The sequence below is a fragment of the Sphingopyxis sp. NJF-3 genome (assembly GCF_053514865.1).
In genome coordinates this window covers 3605356-3622232 of sequence record NZ_CM130726.1, presented here as the reverse complement: position 1 = coordinate 3622232, position 16877 = coordinate 3605356, and the positions used below count along the sequence as shown (strand labels likewise).

Genomic DNA, 16877 nt, shown 5'->3' with positions numbered 1-16877 from the left:
GGTTTCCGTCACTGGTCGGCCGCCGCGACGCTTCCTACCCGGGAACCATGATGGACGGCGCCGCGGACGGCGCCGCCGGCGGGATGGGTGGTTATGAAGGCAATGGTCCTCGACGGCGGCGCGCTCGCGCTGGCAGACATCGCCGAGCCGCGCCCCGGCCCCGGCCAGCTGCTGACCCGGCCCCTGGTGTGCGGGGTTTGTGGTAGCGACCTGCATGCGAAGGAACATGCCGACCATTTGTGCGGCCTGCTCCACCGCGCCGGATTCCGCGGCTTCATGGACCCCGCCAGACCCGTGGTGATGGGGCATGAATTCTGCTGCGAGATACTGGACGACGGGCACGGCTTCGCGCGGGGCCAGCGCGTCGTCGCGCAGCCATTCATCGCGGGCCCTCAGGGCGTCGAGCTCATCGGCTATTCGAACCGCTTCAACGGCGCCTTTGCCGAACAGATGCTGCTCCAGGCCGACGCCGCCTTTGCCGTCCCCGATCATGTGCCGACCGACATCGCGGCGCTGACCGAGCCATTGTCGGTCGCGGTCCATGCGGTCGCCGAAAGCGGAGCCGATGGGAGCTGCGCCTTTGCGGTGTTCGGGTGCGGCCCCGTCGGTCTGTTCGTGATCGCGCGGCTGAAGGCGCTCGGCCTCGGCCCGGTGCTCGCGGTCGAGCCCGGCGCGGCGCGGCGTGAGATGGCGGCGCGGCTGGGCGCCGATATCGTCGCGGCGCCGGGCGACGCCGGGATCGAAAGCTGGTTCGACGATCTGGGCCTGTCGCTCGGTCTGTCCGATGCTATGGCGCGGGCCCCCGAGCTGAGGAAGCGCGAGCGCGCGGTGCTGTTCGACTGCGTCGGCAAGCCCGGCATGCTGATGGCGCTCGCCGCGTCGGCGCCGGTCGGGGCGACGATCACCGTCGTCGGAACCTGCATGGAGACCGACCCGATCGAACCCGCCTTCCTGCTCCAGAAGGCGCTCCAGCTGCGCTTCGTCTTTGCATACTCTCCCGCCGATTTCGCCGATGCCTTCGCGATGATCGCCGCCGATCCCGATGCCCTCGCGCCGATGGTGACCGGATCGGTCGGCCTCGCCGAGGTCGACCGCGCCTTTGCCGCGCTGTCGGGGGGCGGATCCGACATCAAGCTGATGGTGACGCCGACATGAAAGCCCTGACCGAAGCGGATATGACCGCATATCTCGCATCGCGCTTTCCGGACTGGAAGCATGTCCGGATCGGCGGGCTGCATCGCCTGCCGCTCGGCGCGTCGCGCGAGACCTATCGTTTCGACCTTTCCTATGAAGATGCGGAGGGCGCCCACTGCGACCGGCTGATCCTGCGTCGCGATCCGCCGGTCAGCAACGTCGATAGCGACCGCAATCATGAATATAGCGCCTACCGCGCGATCCACGGCCATGGCATTCCGGTGCCGCGCATGGTCCTGCTCGAAGAGGATCCGGGACCGATGGGTGGCGCGATCTCGATTGCCGAGGATCTGCGCGGTTACCACAACAGCGAATATCAGCTGCAGGAGCCCGCCTGGCGCGACCGGCTGCCGCATATCGCGGAGCAGATGTGGGGGGTGATGGGGCGCCTCGCGGCCGTGCCGGTTGAAGATCTCGACCTCGCGTTCATGGTCCCCTGCTTCGGGGCGCGGATGGACGATGGCGGCGGCTTCGCACTGTTGCTCGAAGACCTTGCGCCCGCCGCCCCGGGGGACCAGTTCCGCGGCCTGCCGGACCGGGATGCGCTACGCGCGGTTCGCGAGGCGGCGCGGCTGCACGCCGCTTTCTGGGACCGGGGCGAAGGCGTCGATCTCGCCTGGCTCGACACCGACGCGCGCGCGCAGCCCTTTTACACGCCCGCCATTTTCCGCGGGGCCTGGCCCGGCTTTCGCGATCGCTACGCCGACCGGCTCAGCGATGCGCAGCGGCGCGTGTGCGACGCGCTGGCCGAGGGCTATGACGTCTACGACCGCCCGCGATCGCACCCGCGCTGCATCACCCACAATGATTTTCGCCCCGACAATATGCTGTCCGACGCGAGCCGCCTCATCGTCGTCGACTGGCAATCGGTGGCGCTGGGCTGCGGCGCGGTCGACGTCGCCTATTTCATCGGCGGCAGCTATGCACCCGATGCGCGACGCGCGATCGAGCCGCGGCTGACGGCCGCCTATCTCGATGCGCTGAAGGCCGAGGGCGTCGCCGATTATTCGCGCGAGGCGTTCGAGGCCGACTATCGCCACTTCACCTTCGCCGGCATCAACGTCGCGGTGGGCGCCGCGATGCTCGTCCAGCGCACCGAGCGCGGCGACCAGATGTTCCTCACCATGCTCGACCGCCATGTCAGCCATGTGCTCGACCATGACGCGCTGCCGCTGCTGCGGGAATAGCCCGCCGGACTGTCGGCCGCCACGGCCCCTTCGCGCCTTGCAGGCAAGTCAGGCGAGCGTCGTCGCGATCGGCAGCCCGCCCTTCAGCGTCAGCGTCACCGGGGTGCGCTCGGCGATGTCGGCGAGGCGCGCCTTCTGCGCGTCGTCGAGGCCCGCGATCGCCAGCGTGCGGTCGATGTGCATCGCGCCGGGGCCGCCCGAGAGGCGCAGACCCACCTCGACCGATATGAGCGGCCAGTCCTTGCGGTCGGCATACATGCGCAGCGTGATCGCGGTGCACGCGCCGAGGCTGGCGAGCAGCAGGTCGTAGGGCGCGGGGCCGACCGCGCCGCCGCCGAGCGCTGGAGGCTCGTCGGATATCAGCTTGTGGCCGCTGACCTCGATCTCGGTGCGATAGCGGTCCTTGCCGATGCGCGCGGTGCCGTGGGCCATCTTCCGTCTCCTGAAATCTGCCGCGCGATTCTTTCACGCGCCGCGCGCGAGGGCAAGCCTCAGCGCCAGGCGGTGTCGCCGGGGAGGCCGAGCCGTTCGGCCGCCTGCCACGCCGGCGAGCCGCGATCCCTCACGCGCTCGGCGAGCTTCGCCATCGCCGCGACCATCCACCGGTCGCGGCGGCCGAGGTCGTAGCGGGAGCCGAGTTCGAGCCGCGCGCGCACCGCGGGCGGCAACAGCGACACCGCGGCGCGTACGAGCGATTTGTGCAGAAAGCGCGGCACCGACGGCGCGGCGCGGCCCGACTGGATGATGTCCAGAAATTCGGTGACGATCGGATGCGGCTCGAAACGCGGCAACAGCGCCTCCATCATCGCGAGGAAGTCGGCTTCGGATTTCGGCGTTTCGGTGACGCCATAGAGTGCCGCGACGGGCTCGCCCTCGCGCCAGAAGCGTGCCTGGTCGGCGGGCGAGAGCGGCGTCACGAAATGATGATAGGCCTTGAGGAAGCCATATTGAGCGGTCGCATAAACCCAGTTGAGTAGTTCGGGGTCGAGCGCCGAATAGGCCTCGCCCTTCGGCGTCGTTCCCGACACCTTGGCGTGCATGCGGCCGACCCCGCCGATCACGCGCCGCGCGGTGCTCGCGGGGCCGTAGACGCCGGCCATCGCCGCCATGCCGGTGCGCCGCGACCGGCCGATCGGGTCGGCCTTGTAGGTCGAATGGTCCCACACCCCCGAGCGGATGCGCGCGTCGGCGAATTCGAGCAGCACCGCCGCGACCCCGCCGACGGCGAGCGCGACCGGATTTTTGAACACCCGCCACTGCACCGAATCGGGCGCGAGCAGCGCGGGCTCGCCTTTGGGACTGGTGAAATCGATCGCCATCGCGGCGGGTGGACGGCTCATCGGGTTCATGGGACACATCCGTTGCGATTGACCTTCGGGATTAAATTGTTATCAGATGTGATAATTAATGACAACGGGTGGAATGATGAACCTCGACTGGAGCGACGCCGAAGCGGAATTTGCGCGCGAGATTCGGGCTTTGTTCGAGCGCGAACTGACGCCCGAACTCCGCGCCGGAACGGCGGGCATGACCAGCGTCTATGCCGATCATGACGTGTCGATGGCGTGGCAGGCGAAACTTCACGCGCGGGGGCTCGCCGCGCCGCACTGGCTGCCCGAACATGGCGGGCGCGACTGGAGTGCGGCCCAATTCTACCTTTGGGCGCGCGAACGCGCGCGCGCCGGCGCGCCGCCGCTGTCGCCGATGGGCATCCATATGGTCGCGCACGTCATCGCCGCGTTCGGGACCGAGGCGCAGAAGGCCTGGTTCCTGCCGCGCATCCTGTCGGGCGAGATTTTCTTCTGCCAGGGCTATTCGGAGCCCGGCGCCGGGTCGGACCTCGCGGCGCTGCAGATGAGCGCGGTGGCGGACGGCGATGATTTCGTTCTGAACGGCTCGAAGATCTGGACCACTCACGCGGGGGAGGCGAACTGGATTTTCTGCCTCGTCCGCACGTCGAAAGGCGAGCGGCCGCAGCAGGGGATCACCTTCCTGCTGGTGCCGATGGACCAGCCGGGAGTGACGGTGCGCCCGCTGACGATGATCTCGGGCGAGACGATCCAGGCCGAGGTCTTCTTCGACGACGCGCGCTCGGCGAAAGCCAATGTGATCGGCGCGGTCGATCGCGGCTGGAGCGTCGCCAAATATCTGCTCGAATTCGAACGCGGCGGGTCGGCGCACGCTCCGGCGCTCGCGATGCGGCTCGACGCGCTCGCGCGCCACGCCGCCGGGACTCCGGCGGGCGAGGGGATGCTCGGCGACGACCCGGTCTTTGCGCACAAGCTGGCGCGCGCGCGCATCCGCGTCGACATATTGGAGATGATCGAGCTGCGCCTGCTGTCGTCGGCGGGGCAGGGCGAAAGCGTCGGGGTGATGGCGTCGCTGCTGAAGATCATGGCGACCGAACTCGCCCAGCATATCACCGAACTCGGCTATGAGGCCGCAGGACCCGCGGGCACCGCCTTTCAGCCGCACGCGGGGTGCCCGGGCGCCGACGTCCCCGCGCATGCGCCTCCCGCCGACGGGCACATCACCGGCGAGCCGTGGCAGGCGATCGCGCCGCTGCGCTATTTCAACGAGCGCGCGGGGTCGATCTATGCCGGATCGAACGAGATCCAGCGCAACATTCTCGCGAAGGCGGTGCTGGGGCTGTAGCGCAGCCTATCCCGCCCGCGTCATCTCCGCCGCATAGCGCGCGACATGCGCGTCGCGCGTTCCCAGGCGCTGCTCGATCGCGGTGGCGCGCTTGAAATAGTGGCCGACGCGCAGTTCCTCGGTCATCCCCATCGCGCCGTGGAGCTGCACCGCTTCTTGCCCGATCTGGCGGATCGCCTCGTTCGCGGTCGCCTTCGCGGCGGCGCTGGCGCGCGCGTCGCCGGGCTTCAGTGCCGCGAGCAATGCGGCCGCCGAAATCTGTTCGCGCAGCAGCAGCATGTCGACCATGCGGTGCTGGAGCGCCTGGAAGCTCGCCAGCGGCTGCCCGAACTGGCGGCGCTGCCGGGTGTAGACGAGCGTGTCGTCGAGCAGGACGCGCGCGAGCCCCGCCGCCTCGGCGCACAGCGCCGCGACCGCGGCCTCGACCGCGGCGGCGAGCGCCGCCTCGCCATCCTGGCCGGCGCCGATCTCGCTCGCGCGCGGCACCCACAGGCCGTCGAGCAGCAGGTCGGCGGCAGGCCCATCGTCGATCGTCAGATAGGCATGGAGCTTGTCGCACAGCGACGCCGCGGGCAGCAGGAACAGGCGGAGCCGCCCGCTCTCGTCACGCGCGGGGAGAATGATGTCGCTCGCTTCGGCGGCGAAGGGCACCGCGATCTTGCGCCCGGTCAGCGTCCAGCCGTCGGGCGCCGGCTCGGCGCGGGTGCGGATCGCGGCGATGGCGCCGCGCGTCTGCGGCTCCTCGATCGCGGTGACGACCAGCGCATCGCCGCGCACGATCGCGCCGACGCGCGCCTCTTCGCCCAGCGCGAGCAGCAATGTCGCCGACAGGATGTGGCAGTCGATGAAGGGGGTGACGGCAAGCGCCGCGCCCAGTTCCTCGGCGACGATCATCGCCGCGACGCGCCCGCCGCCGAAGCCGCCGATGCGTTCGGGAAGCGGCGCGGCGCCGACGCCGATCGCGGCATCGACCTCGCGCCATGCGGCGAGCTGCGCCTCGGCACCGCGCATTGCGCGCCGTTTCTCGAAGGGAAGCTGCTGCGCCAGAAAACGCGCGAGCGAGTCGCGCAGCAGCCGTTCTTCCTCGCTAAATTCCAGGTCCATGCCGCCGCCTATGCGCTGCACGACAAAAATTATCAAGTCTGATAATTTTTCACCAGCCCCGCGAGCAATGTCTCGACCGTATGCTGCCGATAGCGCGCGTGCAGATCGTCGTCGGCGTGGGGCTTCCCCTCGAACACCACCTGCAGCGTCAGCCGGTTCGAATAGAGGCCGTCGGCGGCGCCGATCGTGTTGAAGTAGAAGAGCTTGGGGTCGACGTCGCGGAATTCGCCCGCGGCGATGCCTTCCTCGATGATCCGCGCCTGCGCGCCCGCGATCTTTTTGAGCAGCTCGTCACCGATGTGCCGCACGCGCTCGGGCTCGGCGTCGCGGACCATATATTGGATCAGCCGGTTGAGGTAGGGGATGCGGTAATAGGTGTCGACGATGCCCTCCAGATGGATGCGCATCCGTGTCGTGGGGGTGACGTTCAGCCGGAACAGCGCGTCGAGTTGGCGGATCGCGCGCAGCACGTCGCGGTCGAGCAGCGCGGCGAGCATCCCTTCCTTGTCGCCGAAATAATAGCGGATCATGCCGTGGTTCACGCCGGCGCGCGCCGCGATCTCGACGATGCCCACGTCGATCTTGTCCTGTTCGCGCATCAGCGCGCTCGCCGCGTCGAGCAGGGCTTCGCGAATCGACCCCCGCGTCCGGCTTTCGGTTTTCTCGCTTGCGCTGGCCATCTTCGCTCCTTGCGCCCGACAGACCATCCCTCGCCCGAAATTGCAATTGCTGTTGCAATCTCTATCAGTGCTGATAACTATCACGACTGATAAGAATCGCAACGGGAGGGTTTGATGGACATGAACGGACGGTCGTTTCTGTTGGCGGGCATCGGGGTCGCGGCGCTGGCGGCCTCGCCGGCCCGTGCGCAGGACGCGAATGACGGTGGCGCCGCGGCGGCGGACGATGGCGTGATTGTGGTGACCGCGCAGCGCCGCGCCGAGGCGATCGACGATGTCGGTCTCGCGATCCAGGCCTTTTCGGGCGACACGCTGGAGAATCTGCGCGTGACCTCGACCGAGGATTTGCAGGCGGTGGTGCCCAGCCTCAACGTCTCGCGCGGCTATCAGGGGATTCCGATCTACACGCTGCGCGGCATCGGCTTCAACACGATCAACCTGTCGGCGACCTCGACCGTGGGCACCTATCAGGACGAGGTCGCGCTTGCCTATCCCTTCATGAACAGCGGGCCCATCTACGACCTCGAACGCGTCGAGGTGCTCAAGGGGCCGCAGGGCACGCTCTATGGCCGCAACACCACCGGCGGCCTCGTCAACTTCATCACCGCCAAGCCGAAGTTCGGCGAATTTTCGGGCGGAGTCACGGTCGAGGGCGGCAGCCAGCAGACGCTCAACAGCGAAGCCTTCCTCAACATCCCGCTCGGCGATGCGGTCGCGGCGCGCTTCGCCTTCCGCACCGAGGACAGCTGGGAGGGGTGGCAGCACAGCATCTCGCGCGACGAGAAGCTGGGCGAGGTTCATCGCTATGGCGGGCGCCTGACGCTGACGGCCGAGCCGGTCGACGGCATGAAGATCGAGATCGGCGGCAATATCTGGGTCAACAAGTCGGACACGCTCGCGGGGCAGGCGGTCGGCTTCACGCCGAACACCGACCCCGCCAGCGGCACGGTGTTCAGCCTGTTCAACGCAGCGGGCCTGCCGCAATATGTTGCCGCCAACGCAGGCGGCTGGGATTCGAACAGCGCCGACTGGGCGCCGCGTTCGGTGCGCGGGACCGATATCGGCATCGGCCCCGGCATCGACGGCCCGCTCCGGGAGGACAGCGACTTCGTCGGGCTGCGCGGCCTCATTCAGTTCGATCTCACCGACGACCTCAGCTTCATCTCGCTGACCGGCTACAACCGGGTCAAGCGCAACGCCAAATATGACTGGAGCGGCGCGCCCTATGAGATTCTGATCCAGCACGCCGAAGGCCGGATCGAGAGCATTTCTCAGGAGCTGCGCTTTCAGGGATCGACCGGCCCCGCCGACTGGGTGGTCGGCGGCTATTACGCCAACGACACGCTGACCGACACCAACCAGACCCTGCTCGGCCAGAACGCCAATGTCGGCGCGATCCGGGCGCTGATCGTCCAGCTTGGTCTCTTGAACACGCCGTTCAATTCGCCGGACTACACCGCCGCCGACGTCGCGCAATCCTTCCGCACCTATCGCGACCAGGCGGCGTTCGACACCGAGACATGGAGCCTGTTCGCGAGCGCCGACTGGCAGCTCGCCGAGACGCTGAAGGCGACCACCGGCGTCCGCTACACCAAGGACCGACAGGAATATGAAGGCTGCTCGCGCTCGATCGGCGATTCGATGCTGCCCAACGTCAACCTGTTCAACCGCGCCTTCTTCTTCCAGGTTTATGGCGTCTTCACCCCGCCGATCACCGCGAACCAGTGCAACACCTTCGACGTCGACACCGGCACCTTCGGGGCGGTCACCTCGACGCTGAAGGAGGATAATGTCGCGTGGCGTGGCGCGCTGACGTGGGAGCCGGGAGACGACGCGCTGCTCTATGCCTCGGTGTCGCGCGGTTACAAATCGGGATCGACCCCGGTCAACGCCGCGAACATCGCGACGCAGAACCGCCCGGCGCGGCAGGAACAGCTCACCGCCTATGAGGTCGGCACCAAGCTTGGCCTTGCCGACCGGCGGGTGCATCTCAACCTCGCGGCCTTCTATTACGACTATCGCGACAAGCAGCTCGCGGTCTACTTCGCCGACCCGATCTACACGACGCTGCTGCGCCTCGACAACATCCCCAAGTCGCGCGCCTACGGTCTCGACGGCGACGTCAGCCTCGACGTCACCGACAGCCTGAACCTCAGCGTCGCGGCGACCTGGCTCAAGACCGAGATCCAGGGCTATGTGGGGATCAACGCCGCGGGCCAGCCGTTCGACTTTGACGGCTTCGCCTTCCCCTACAGCCCCAAATTCTCGGGCGCCGCGACGATCACCTACGACGCCCCGGTCGGCGACCGGCTCGGCGTTCGGGCGATCCTCAACGGACGCTACCAGTCGAAGACCGGCAGCACGATCGAGGATTTCGCGCCGCTGCAGATCAAGGGTTATGGCATCCTCAACGCCAGCCTCGGTCTCTACAGTCAGGACGGCAAATGGGACGTGTCGATCTGGGGCAAGAATATCACCGACACCTATTACTGGATGTCGGCGGCGACCAACGCGAACACCGCGGTGCGCTTCCCCGGCCGCAGCCCAAGCTATGGCGTGACCGCGAAGTTCAACTTCTGACGGGCGGGCGGGCGGGCTTTGCCCGCCCGCTGCTTCGTAGCCTCAATGCGAGGCGCCCATCGACACCTGCTTGGGACGCGGCGCGCACCACACCGCGATCGCGGCGATCACGAACACGACCCCCGCCGCGAGGAAGAGGTGGAGCACTCCCAGCGTCGAGGCCTGCACCTCGACCATGCGGGTGACCGCGCCGCGCGCCTGCTCGAGGGTCAGCCCCGCCTGCTGGAGCCTGTCCATCGCGCCGCCAGTGTCGTTCATCGTCGCGACGAGCTGCGCGCGCGCCGAGGCGCTCGAATCGTCCCAGGCGGTGGTCGCGATCGCGGTGCCGACGGCGCCGCTCAGCGTGCGCAGGAAGCTCATTAGCCCCGCAGCATTGGTCTGGTCCTGCGCCGGCACGCTCGACAGCGCGAGCGCGGTCAGCCCGACGAAGAAGAAGGGCATGCCGATCCCCTGCAGGACATGCGGCCAGGCGAGAGTCCAATAATCGACGTCGGCGGTCCAGCCCGCGCGCAGGGTCGAGATGAAGGCCATCCAGAGGATGCCGGCGCTGATCGTCAGGCGGATGTCGACCTTGCCGATCGATCCCGCCGCGACCGGCGACAGCAGCACCGCGAACACCCCGAGCCAGGCGACGACGAACCCGGTGTCGGTCGCGGTATAGCCCGCGACCTGCTGTAGCCACAGTGGCGTCAGCACGACCTGCGCGAAGAAGGCGCCGAAGCCGAGCGATATGGCGAGCGTCGCGAAGCTGAAGCCGCGGAAGCGGAAGACGCGCAGGTCGACCACCGGATTGGCGTCGGTCAGTTCCCAGATGACGAAGGCGACGAAGCTGACCGCGGCGAGAATCGCGAGACCCACGATCCACGTCGAGCCGAACCAGTCATGCTCGCGTCCGGTGTCGAGCATGATCTGGAAGGCGCCGACCGAGACGACGAGCAGGACGAGGCCGACCGTGTCGATGCGCGCCTTGACGCGCTTCGTCTCGAACCCGCCGAGCATGCTCCCCACCCCGAAGGCGCAGATCGCGACGACCGGAAGGTTGATGAAGAAGATCCACGGCCAGCTCCAATTGTCGCTGATCACGCCGCCGAGGATCGGCCCGAGGATCGGCGCGGTGGTCGTGGTCATCGCCCAGATGGCGAGCCCGACCCCGGCCTTTTCCTTGGGAAAGATACGCAGCAGCAGGATCTGCGACAGCGGCATCAGCGGCCCGCCCGACAGGCCCTGCAGGACGCGGAAGAGGATCAGCGCGTCGAGCGTGCGCGACACGCCGCACAGGAAGGAGAAGAGGCCGAAGCCCGCGATCGAGATCAGGAACCAGCGCACCGTGCCGAAGCGCGCGGCGAGCCAGCCGGTGAGCGGCACGCTGATCGCGTCGGCGACCGCATAGCTGGTGATCACCCACGTCCCCTGCGTCGGCGACACCGCGAGACCGCCCGCGATATGCGGCACCGACACATTGGCGATGGTGGTGTCGAGCACCACGACGAAATTGGCGAGCGCGAGCGCGAAGGCCGCGGCGATCAGCCGCATGCCCGAGAGCGGTTGCGGCTCCGCGGGAAGGGTCGAGGCGGCGGCGCTGGCCATCGCGTCCTACCGGCCACGCGTGTCGATGGTCGCTTCCATCGACAGGCCGACGCGCAGCGGGTGCGCCTTCAATTCCCTGGGGTCGAGCGCGATGCGCACCGGCAGGCGCTGTACCACCTTCACCCAATTGCCCGTGGCATTCTGCGCGGGGATCAGCGAGAAGGCGGCGCCCGTGCCGCCGGCGATGCCGACGACCTTGCCGTGATAGACGACGTCGCCGCCATAATAGTCGGAGGTCAGCTCGACCGGCTGGCCGACGCGGATCTTCCTGAACTGGCTTTCCTTGTAATTGGCGTCGACATAGGCGGTGGCGATCGGCACGATCACCATGATCGGGGCGCCGGCGGCGATCCGCTGGCCGACCTGCACCTGCTTGTTGGTGACGATGCCGTCGACCGGTGCGCGGATCACCGTGCGTGCAAGGTCGAGCTTCGCCTTGTCGAGCCGGGCTTCCGCCGCCGCGACGTCGGGGGCGGTGTCGATCGTCGTGCCGCGCACGACTGCCTCAGCGGCACCGAGATCGCCCGCGGCCGAGCCGCGCGTCGCTTGCGCCGAAGTGACCCCCGCCGCGGCGAGGTCGCGCGCCGCCTGCGCCTGCTTGAGGCTCGCGCGCGCCGCGGTCAGTTCCTCGCCCGATACCGCGCCGGTGCCGGCGATGCTCTCGCGCCGCGCCAGCTCGGCGCGGGCGCGCTCGACCGTCACGTCGGCGTCGCGCAGCCGCGCCTCAGCCTGCGCAATCTCTGCCCCGCGCGCCGCGACGCGCGAGCGCGCGGCATCGGCGGTCGCATCGGCCTGGCCGTAGCGCTGGCGCGCCTGGCGCAGCGCCGCCTCGGCATCGGCGAGCGCAATGCGCTGGTCGGCGTCGTCGAGAATGATCAGGATATCGCCCTTCTTCACCGCCTGCGTGCCGCTGACGCGCACCTCCTCGACGGGGCCCGAGACGAGCGCGGTGACCGCGGCGCTGTCGGCGCCGACATAGGCGTTGTCGGTCGACACGCGGCCCGCCTGGGTCAGGAAATACCAGAGGCCCCACAGCGTCGCGATCGTGACGACCGTGATCGCGAGGATGCGGAGCAGCTTCTTGCGCTTCGCCAGCCGCGCCTCCTTCGCCTCGTCGCTTTCGGGCGTTTCCGGGGGAGGGGTGGGGGCGGCCGTAGCCTTGTCGTCGGCCATCGTCATTCTCCTGTTGCGGTCGGGGCCCGATAGCCGCCGCCGAGCGCGCGGATCAGGGCGATGTCGAGCGCGCGCTGGCGCGCCGTCAGATCGGCGACCGAGCGGCTCAGCGCGACCATGCTGTCTTCGGCGGTGAGCTGGGCGAGCTGGTTGTCGAGGCCGGCGCGGTAGCGAAGCCCGGCGAGCTTGGCCGCGTTGGCGGCGGCGGCGAGCGCGGTGCGGCGTTCGCCAAGCTGGCGCGCCGTCGCGGCGCGGCTCGCGACGATGTCGGCGACATCGCGCAGCGCGGCGACCAGCGTGCCGTCGTAGCGCGCGACCGCGGCATCATAATCGGCGCGCGCGCCGCGATAGCGGCCCTCGATGCGCCCGCCTTCGAAGATCGGCAGGCTGATCGCGGCGCCGCCATTGCCATATTTGGACCCGGCGTCGAACAGATTGCCGAGCCCCAGCGACTGGAAGCCGATCAGCGCCGACAGGCTGATGTTCGGATAATAATCGGCGCGCGCGACGTCGATGCGCTTCGCGGCCGCCTCGGCGCGCAGCCGCGCCGCGACGATATCGGGACGCCGCCCGATCAGCTCGATCCCCGCGCCGGCGGGGAGGTCGACCGCGGGAGCGGCGAGGGTCGGCCGCGCGATCGACCGCCCGCGGTCGGGGCCCGCGCCGACGAGCGCGGCGATCCGGTTGCGGGTCAGCGCGATCGCCTCCTCGAGCGCGGCGATGTCGCCGCGTGCCGAGGCGGCGCGGCTGTCGGCCTGGCTGGCGCTCGCCTGATTGTCGAGCCCCGCGCGGGTGCGGTCGGCGGACAGCTGCGCGCTCGCGCCGCGTACGCGCAGCGCTTCCCGGGCGACGTCGAGCGCCTCATATTGGCCCGCGAGGTCGGCATATGCGGCGGCGATGCCGGTGGTCAGCATCAGCCGCGCCTGCGCCGCATCGACGCGCGCCGCCTCGGCTTCGGAGGTCGCGGCGGCGAGTGCGGCGCGGTTCCGGCCCCACAGGTCGAGGTCGAAGGAAAAGGTCGCGGCGACATGGCCGGTGTCCTGAATGCCGTCGGGGACGAACTGCGGCGGGATGCCCATCGTCTTGCTCTGCTGGACGCCCCCCGCGCCGGCTTCGGCGCCGACGCGCGGGAGCAGCGCGGCGCCCGCCTGCTGCGCCAGCGCCTCGGCGGCGCGGACGCGGGCGGCGGCGGCGGTGATGTCGGGCGACCCCGCGAGCCCTTCGGCGATCAGCGTGTCCAGCTGCGGGTCGCCCCACGCCTGCCACCAGCCCCCGACCGGCCATGCCCCCGCCGCGTCGGCGAAGCTTGCGTCGGACGCGAGCGATTCGGGCGCCGCGGGCATTGGCCTGGGCCCCAGATCGGGCGCGGCGCAGCCCGCGATCAGGCTGAGAAGCGCGGTTGTCGTCACAATGAAACGGGGCATGGCATCCAACGATACTAGCTGGTATCATGCGGCCAATAGCGTCAGGAGATGGGTTGTCAATCGAAATGATACCAGTCAGTACGGTTTCCGGGGATGATGCCGCCGCGGTGCGGCGCAAGGCTTTTGTCGATGCGGCGCGCGAGGCTTTTCTCGCCAACGGCTATGCCGGCACGACCATGTCGTCGATCGCGGGCAAGGTGGGCGGGTCGAAGACGACGCTGTGGACCTATTTCCCCTCGAAAGAGGCGCTGTTCGAGGCGGTCGTCGACGATATCGTCCAATATTATGGCGCCGCGCTCCAGGTCGAGCTGCCAGTCGACGAGGCGGTGCTTCCGGTGCTCCGCCGCTTTTGCCAGGTGCTGATCACCACGCTGACCTCGGATCCGCTGCTCGCGCTCTACCAGCTCGTGGTCGGCGAGGCGCGGCGCTTCCCGCATCTGGCCGAGACTTTCTATGATCGCGGCCCGCGCCGCGGCAAGGCGCGGCTCGCGGTATGGGTGGCGGAAAAGATGGCGCGCGGCGAGCTGCGCCATGGCGATCCGCTGCAGGCGGTCTATCAGCTCGCCGGACTTTGCCAATCGGGGCTCTACCAGTTCACTTTGCTCAACCTGCCCGAGGCGCGGCGTGCCGACCGCGCGCGGCTTTCGGGCGAGATCGACGCCGCGCTCGACACTTTCTACCGCGCCTGGGGGCCGGAAGGCTGATCAGTCGCCGCGCAGTGCCACGAGATCGGCGGGCGAATTGAGGTTGGCGAGCGGCATGCCGGCTTCGATGCCCTCCATCCCCGCCTGCGCCGCCCAGCGCCGGACGGCGCCGTCGCCACCCTCGGCCAGATGGCGCGTCAAGGCTTCGGCGAGCGAGGCGGGCCAGCAGCCGACGATCGGCGCTTCGATCAGATAGCGGCCGGGGCCGGGGCGGCAGAGGCGGTCGAGCAGCGCGTCGTCGATCCGCGGCATGTCGCAGCCGAGCGACAGCACCGCATCATGCCCGGCCCCGGCGGCATGATGAAGCGCCGCGCACAGGCCTCCGAGCGGGCCAAGCCCCGGCGCCGGACGGTCGGGCAGATGGGGCAGCGCAAGGGGGCTCGCGGTCCGGCCGCAGACGACCACCTCGTCGGCATGGCGCTCGAGGATCGCCGCGACATGGGCGATCAATGGCCGTCCGTCCCAGACCGCGAGCGCCTTGTCGCTGCCGAAGCGCCGCGACTGCCCGCCGGCCAGGATGGCACCGAGCCGCGTCATGCCCGCCGCGCCGTGGGGTTAAAAAATAATTTACCCCGCCGCCTGGCCCCGCCGCAGGGCGCGCGAGACCGTCCCGCACCGCCGCTTACCGCGGTGCGCGGCGGGTCTGCGATGCCGTTCCGTGCGCGAATCACTTACCACCCCAACTTGATTTCGACCCCTGATGCTCTATTCCCTGCCGCGTGCAAGGTGACCCTGACAATTATATCAGTCTCCTTTCTGCCGCGCAGATCGAAACGTTGCGCCATGTTTTCGAGCACAAAAATTCCAAGGAAATCGCCCGGATCATGAACGTCTCGCCGCATACGGTCGACGAGCGCGTCCGGCGTTCGATAAAAAAACTCAATGTTTCCAATCGAGTGGATGCTGCCCGCTTGCTGGCGAGTAACGGTGTCTTCGACCATGTTACCCCCTATCAGCCATTGAGATATCAATTGGCCGAGCTAGGCGAGGCGCCCCCCGCCGCCGATGCGGAAGCGGGGCGCAGTTCGTTGCGGCGGGTCTTCGATATCGGCCTGCCCTTTCCGACCGCATCCCAGCCGACCAACCGGCATGGGTTGATGGAACGGATCGTCTGGCCGATTCTGATCGCACTCGCGACCATTTTGGCCTTCTCCGCCCTCTATTCGATCCTTGTCGGGCTCGGTCGGGTTTTGACCTGAATGTTCGAACCGAATGCTGCGGGGGGGAAACCGGTGGCATTCCTTTGCAAGGACCAGAGACTATGCTGAACCAACGTGTTTCCGCAGCAAAGAAGATCGCCACCGGGCTGCACCGGGCCGAAGATGCCATAGACGAGACGATGATCCGCATCGCGGAGCTGGCTGCGACGCTGCCCGCCGCGCGCCGCGACACCAATATGTCGGCGATCGTCGGCCAGGATGCGGTGGCGAAGGTCGCCAACGCCCTCGCCGCCGCCGGCGAAGTCCGCCAGCTCCTCACCGACGCGCATCTGGCGCTGAGCGTGACGCAGAAGGAGGTCGGGCTCGGCGCGCGCATGTTCGGCGCCGGCGTCAAGCCTCCTGCGGGCCGCCTCGCCGAGACCGGCAGCAACGATGGCGCCGCCGCGCCTGCGTTCGCTCGGGTATCGTAAGGGCCGACGATCGCATGTGGACCGTGGCGATCTATTATGGCGTGTTGCTGCTCACGGTGGCCGTCGCGGTGCGCCGCGGCGGACCGCTCGAGAAATGGGCGGCGTTCACGGCGCTGATCGCCTCGGTCTGCACAACAATCATGTCGCCTTCCCCGCAATGGACCGACATCGAGGTCAATATCTTCGCCATCGATCTGGTGACGCTCGCCAGCTTCTGGTTTCTCGCCCTTCGGACGCAGCGCTTCTGGCCCTACTGGATTACCGGCTGGCAGCTCATCGCGATCTTCGGGCACCTCCAGAAGCTGATGTTCGCGGAGATATTGGCGCGCCCCTACGCGCTCCTCTCGATGTATATTTCCTACCCGATCCTGCTCGTGATTCTCTATGCATCGAGCTCGGCAGGGCGTAGGGGCGACGTCGGAGCGTGAAGAAATCGCGCCCAGGGGGTCACACATGCAGCAATTTTCGAATCTCGAGATTTCCGAGATCAAGTCGCGGATCGACCAGATCCAGCAACTGCTCGGCAGCCGCGAAAGCGACGCGCTCGCCGAGCGAAGCGCCGATCGCCCGGCCGCGTCGCCGCCCGAGCTGGTCGACCGGATCGCGTTCAACATCCAGATGCGGCGAATCCGCAAAAGCCATTTCGCCGGGGCCCAGATGGCGGGCGCCAACTGGGACATGATGCTCGACCTGATGCTCGCGCGCGCCCACGGCCGCCTGCTCAGCGCGAGCGACCTCGCGACCGGTGCCGACGTTCCCTTGTCGTCGGGCCTCAGGATGATCGCGGCGCTCGAACAGCAGGGCTATGTCCGGCGCACGACCGACGAGAAGGATCGCCGCCGCTCGATCGTCCGGCTGACCGATGAGGGCGCGGCGCGGATGATGGCCTATTTCGACGCGGTGAATAACGCCTGGGTGGACCGGCAGCGCCGCGCGGCGTGATGGCCTGAAGACGTTGC

General features: G+C 68.4%; 17 protein-coding genes. 9 read left to right on the top strand and 8 right to left on the bottom strand.

Annotation, left to right across the window (positions count from 1 at the left end; translation table 11 throughout):
• Positions 1-93: 93 nt before the first annotated feature.
• The gene (locus tag ACOTSS_RS17435) at positions 94-1155 is read left to right on the top strand and encodes a zinc-binding dehydrogenase (protein ID WP_448689242.1); all 1062 of its coding nucleotides are present in this window, start codon (positions 94-96) and stop codon (positions 1153-1155) included.
• 20 nt (positions 1156-1175) lie between these two features.
• On the top strand, positions 1176-2381 hold the full coding sequence (locus tag ACOTSS_RS17430; protein WP_448689241.1) for a phosphotransferase: 1206 nt from the start codon (positions 1176-1178) through the stop codon (positions 2379-2381).
• A 48-nt stretch (positions 2382-2429) separates the two neighbouring features.
• On the opposite strand, the gene ACOTSS_RS17425 is transcribed toward ACOTSS_RS17430, so the two are convergent.
• Together ACOTSS_RS17425 and ACOTSS_RS17420 are read right to left on the bottom strand one after the other, a co-directional pair.
• Positions 2430-2813, bottom strand: coding sequence for an OsmC family protein (locus ACOTSS_RS17425; protein WP_448689240.1), 384 nt, complete (start codon positions 2811-2813; stop codon positions 2430-2432).
• A gap of 59 nt (positions 2814-2872) precedes the next feature.
• Entirely contained in the window at positions 2873-3721 is an 849-nt protein-coding gene (locus ACOTSS_RS17420; RefSeq protein ID WP_448689239.1) for an oxygenase MpaB family protein, read from the bottom strand.
• Positions 3722-3803: 82 nt separating this feature from the next.
• Between ACOTSS_RS17420 and ACOTSS_RS17415 the strand changes: the two genes are divergently transcribed.
• Complete coding sequence (locus tag ACOTSS_RS17415) at positions 3804-5036, top strand: acyl-CoA dehydrogenase family protein (RefSeq protein WP_448689238.1); 1233 nt, start codon at positions 3804-3806, stop codon at positions 5034-5036.
• 6 nt (positions 5037-5042) lie between these two features.
• Here the strand turns inward: ACOTSS_RS17415 and ACOTSS_RS17410 are convergent, their stop codons facing one another.
• Positions 5043-6140, bottom strand: a complete 1098-nt coding sequence (locus tag ACOTSS_RS17410; RefSeq protein ID WP_448689237.1) for an acyl-CoA dehydrogenase family protein — start codon at positions 6138-6140, stop codon at positions 5043-5045.
• A 32-nt stretch (positions 6141-6172) separates the two neighbouring features.
• Positions 6173-6820: a TetR family transcriptional regulator gene (locus ACOTSS_RS17405; RefSeq protein WP_448689236.1), complete on the bottom strand. Its 648-nt coding sequence runs from the start codon at positions 6818-6820 to the stop codon at positions 6173-6175.
• Between the two features lie 120 nt (positions 6821-6940).
• Here ACOTSS_RS17405 and ACOTSS_RS17400 point away from each other — a divergent pair, with 120 nt between their 5' ends.
• Positions 6941-9400, top strand: coding sequence for a TonB-dependent receptor (locus ACOTSS_RS17400; protein ID WP_448689235.1), 2460 nt, complete (start codon positions 6941-6943; stop codon positions 9398-9400).
• Positions 9401-9442: 42 nt separating this feature from the next.
• Here the strand turns inward: ACOTSS_RS17400 and ACOTSS_RS17395 are convergent, their stop codons facing one another.
• Genes ACOTSS_RS17395 through ACOTSS_RS17385 form a run of 3 tightly spaced genes read right to left on the bottom strand, consistent with a single transcriptional unit; the run spans position 9443 to position 13584 of the window.
• Complete coding sequence (locus ACOTSS_RS17395; protein WP_448689234.1) at positions 9443-10987, bottom strand: DHA2 family efflux MFS transporter permease subunit; 1545 nt, start codon at positions 10985-10987, stop codon at positions 9443-9445.
• A gap of 6 nt (positions 10988-10993) precedes the next feature.
• Entirely contained in the window at positions 10994-12166 is a 1173-nt protein-coding gene (locus ACOTSS_RS17390) for an HlyD family secretion protein (RefSeq protein WP_448689233.1), read from the bottom strand.
• Positions 12163-13584, bottom strand: coding sequence for an efflux transporter outer membrane subunit (locus ACOTSS_RS17385; RefSeq protein ID WP_448689232.1), 1422 nt, complete (start codon positions 13582-13584; stop codon positions 12163-12165). Before ACOTSS_RS17385 ends, ACOTSS_RS17390 begins: the two co-directional genes overlap by 4 nt.
• Positions 13585-13691: 107 nt before the next feature.
• Between ACOTSS_RS17385 and ACOTSS_RS17380 the strand changes: the two genes are divergently transcribed.
• The gene (locus ACOTSS_RS17380) at positions 13692-14288 is read left to right on the top strand and encodes a TetR/AcrR family transcriptional regulator (protein ID WP_448689231.1); all 597 of its coding nucleotides are present in this window, start codon (positions 13692-13694) and stop codon (positions 14286-14288) included.
• On the opposite strand, the gene mobA is transcribed toward ACOTSS_RS17380, so the two are convergent.
• Positions 14289-14825 carry a molybdenum cofactor guanylyltransferase gene (mobA, locus tag ACOTSS_RS17375; RefSeq protein WP_448689230.1) on the bottom strand — a complete coding sequence of 179 codons (537 nt, stop codon included), beginning with the start codon at positions 14823-14825 and terminating at the stop codon, positions 14289-14291.
• A gap of 182 nt (positions 14826-15007) precedes the next feature.
• Here mobA and ACOTSS_RS17370 point away from each other — a divergent pair, with 182 nt between their 5' ends.
• The 4 genes from ACOTSS_RS17370 to ACOTSS_RS17355 all read left to right on the top strand — a co-directional run bounded on the left by ACOTSS_RS17370 (position 15008) and on the right by ACOTSS_RS17355 (position 16860).
• Complete coding sequence (locus ACOTSS_RS17370; protein WP_448689229.1) at positions 15008-15487, top strand: response regulator transcription factor; 480 nt, start codon at positions 15008-15010, stop codon at positions 15485-15487.
• A gap of 62 nt (positions 15488-15549) precedes the next feature.
• Positions 15550-15918 carry a hypothetical protein gene (locus ACOTSS_RS17365; RefSeq protein ID WP_448689228.1) on the top strand — a complete coding sequence of 123 codons (369 nt, stop codon included), beginning with the start codon at positions 15550-15552 and terminating at the stop codon, positions 15916-15918.
• Positions 15919-15932: 14 nt separating this feature from the next.
• The gene (locus tag ACOTSS_RS17360; RefSeq protein ID WP_448689227.1) at positions 15933-16346 is read left to right on the top strand and encodes a hypothetical protein; all 414 of its coding nucleotides are present in this window, start codon (positions 15933-15935) and stop codon (positions 16344-16346) included.
• 25 nt (positions 16347-16371) lie between these two features.
• On the top strand, positions 16372-16860 hold the full coding sequence (locus ACOTSS_RS17355) for a winged helix DNA-binding protein (RefSeq protein WP_448689226.1): 489 nt from the start codon (positions 16372-16374) through the stop codon (positions 16858-16860).
• Positions 16861-16877 lie beyond the last annotated feature (17 nt).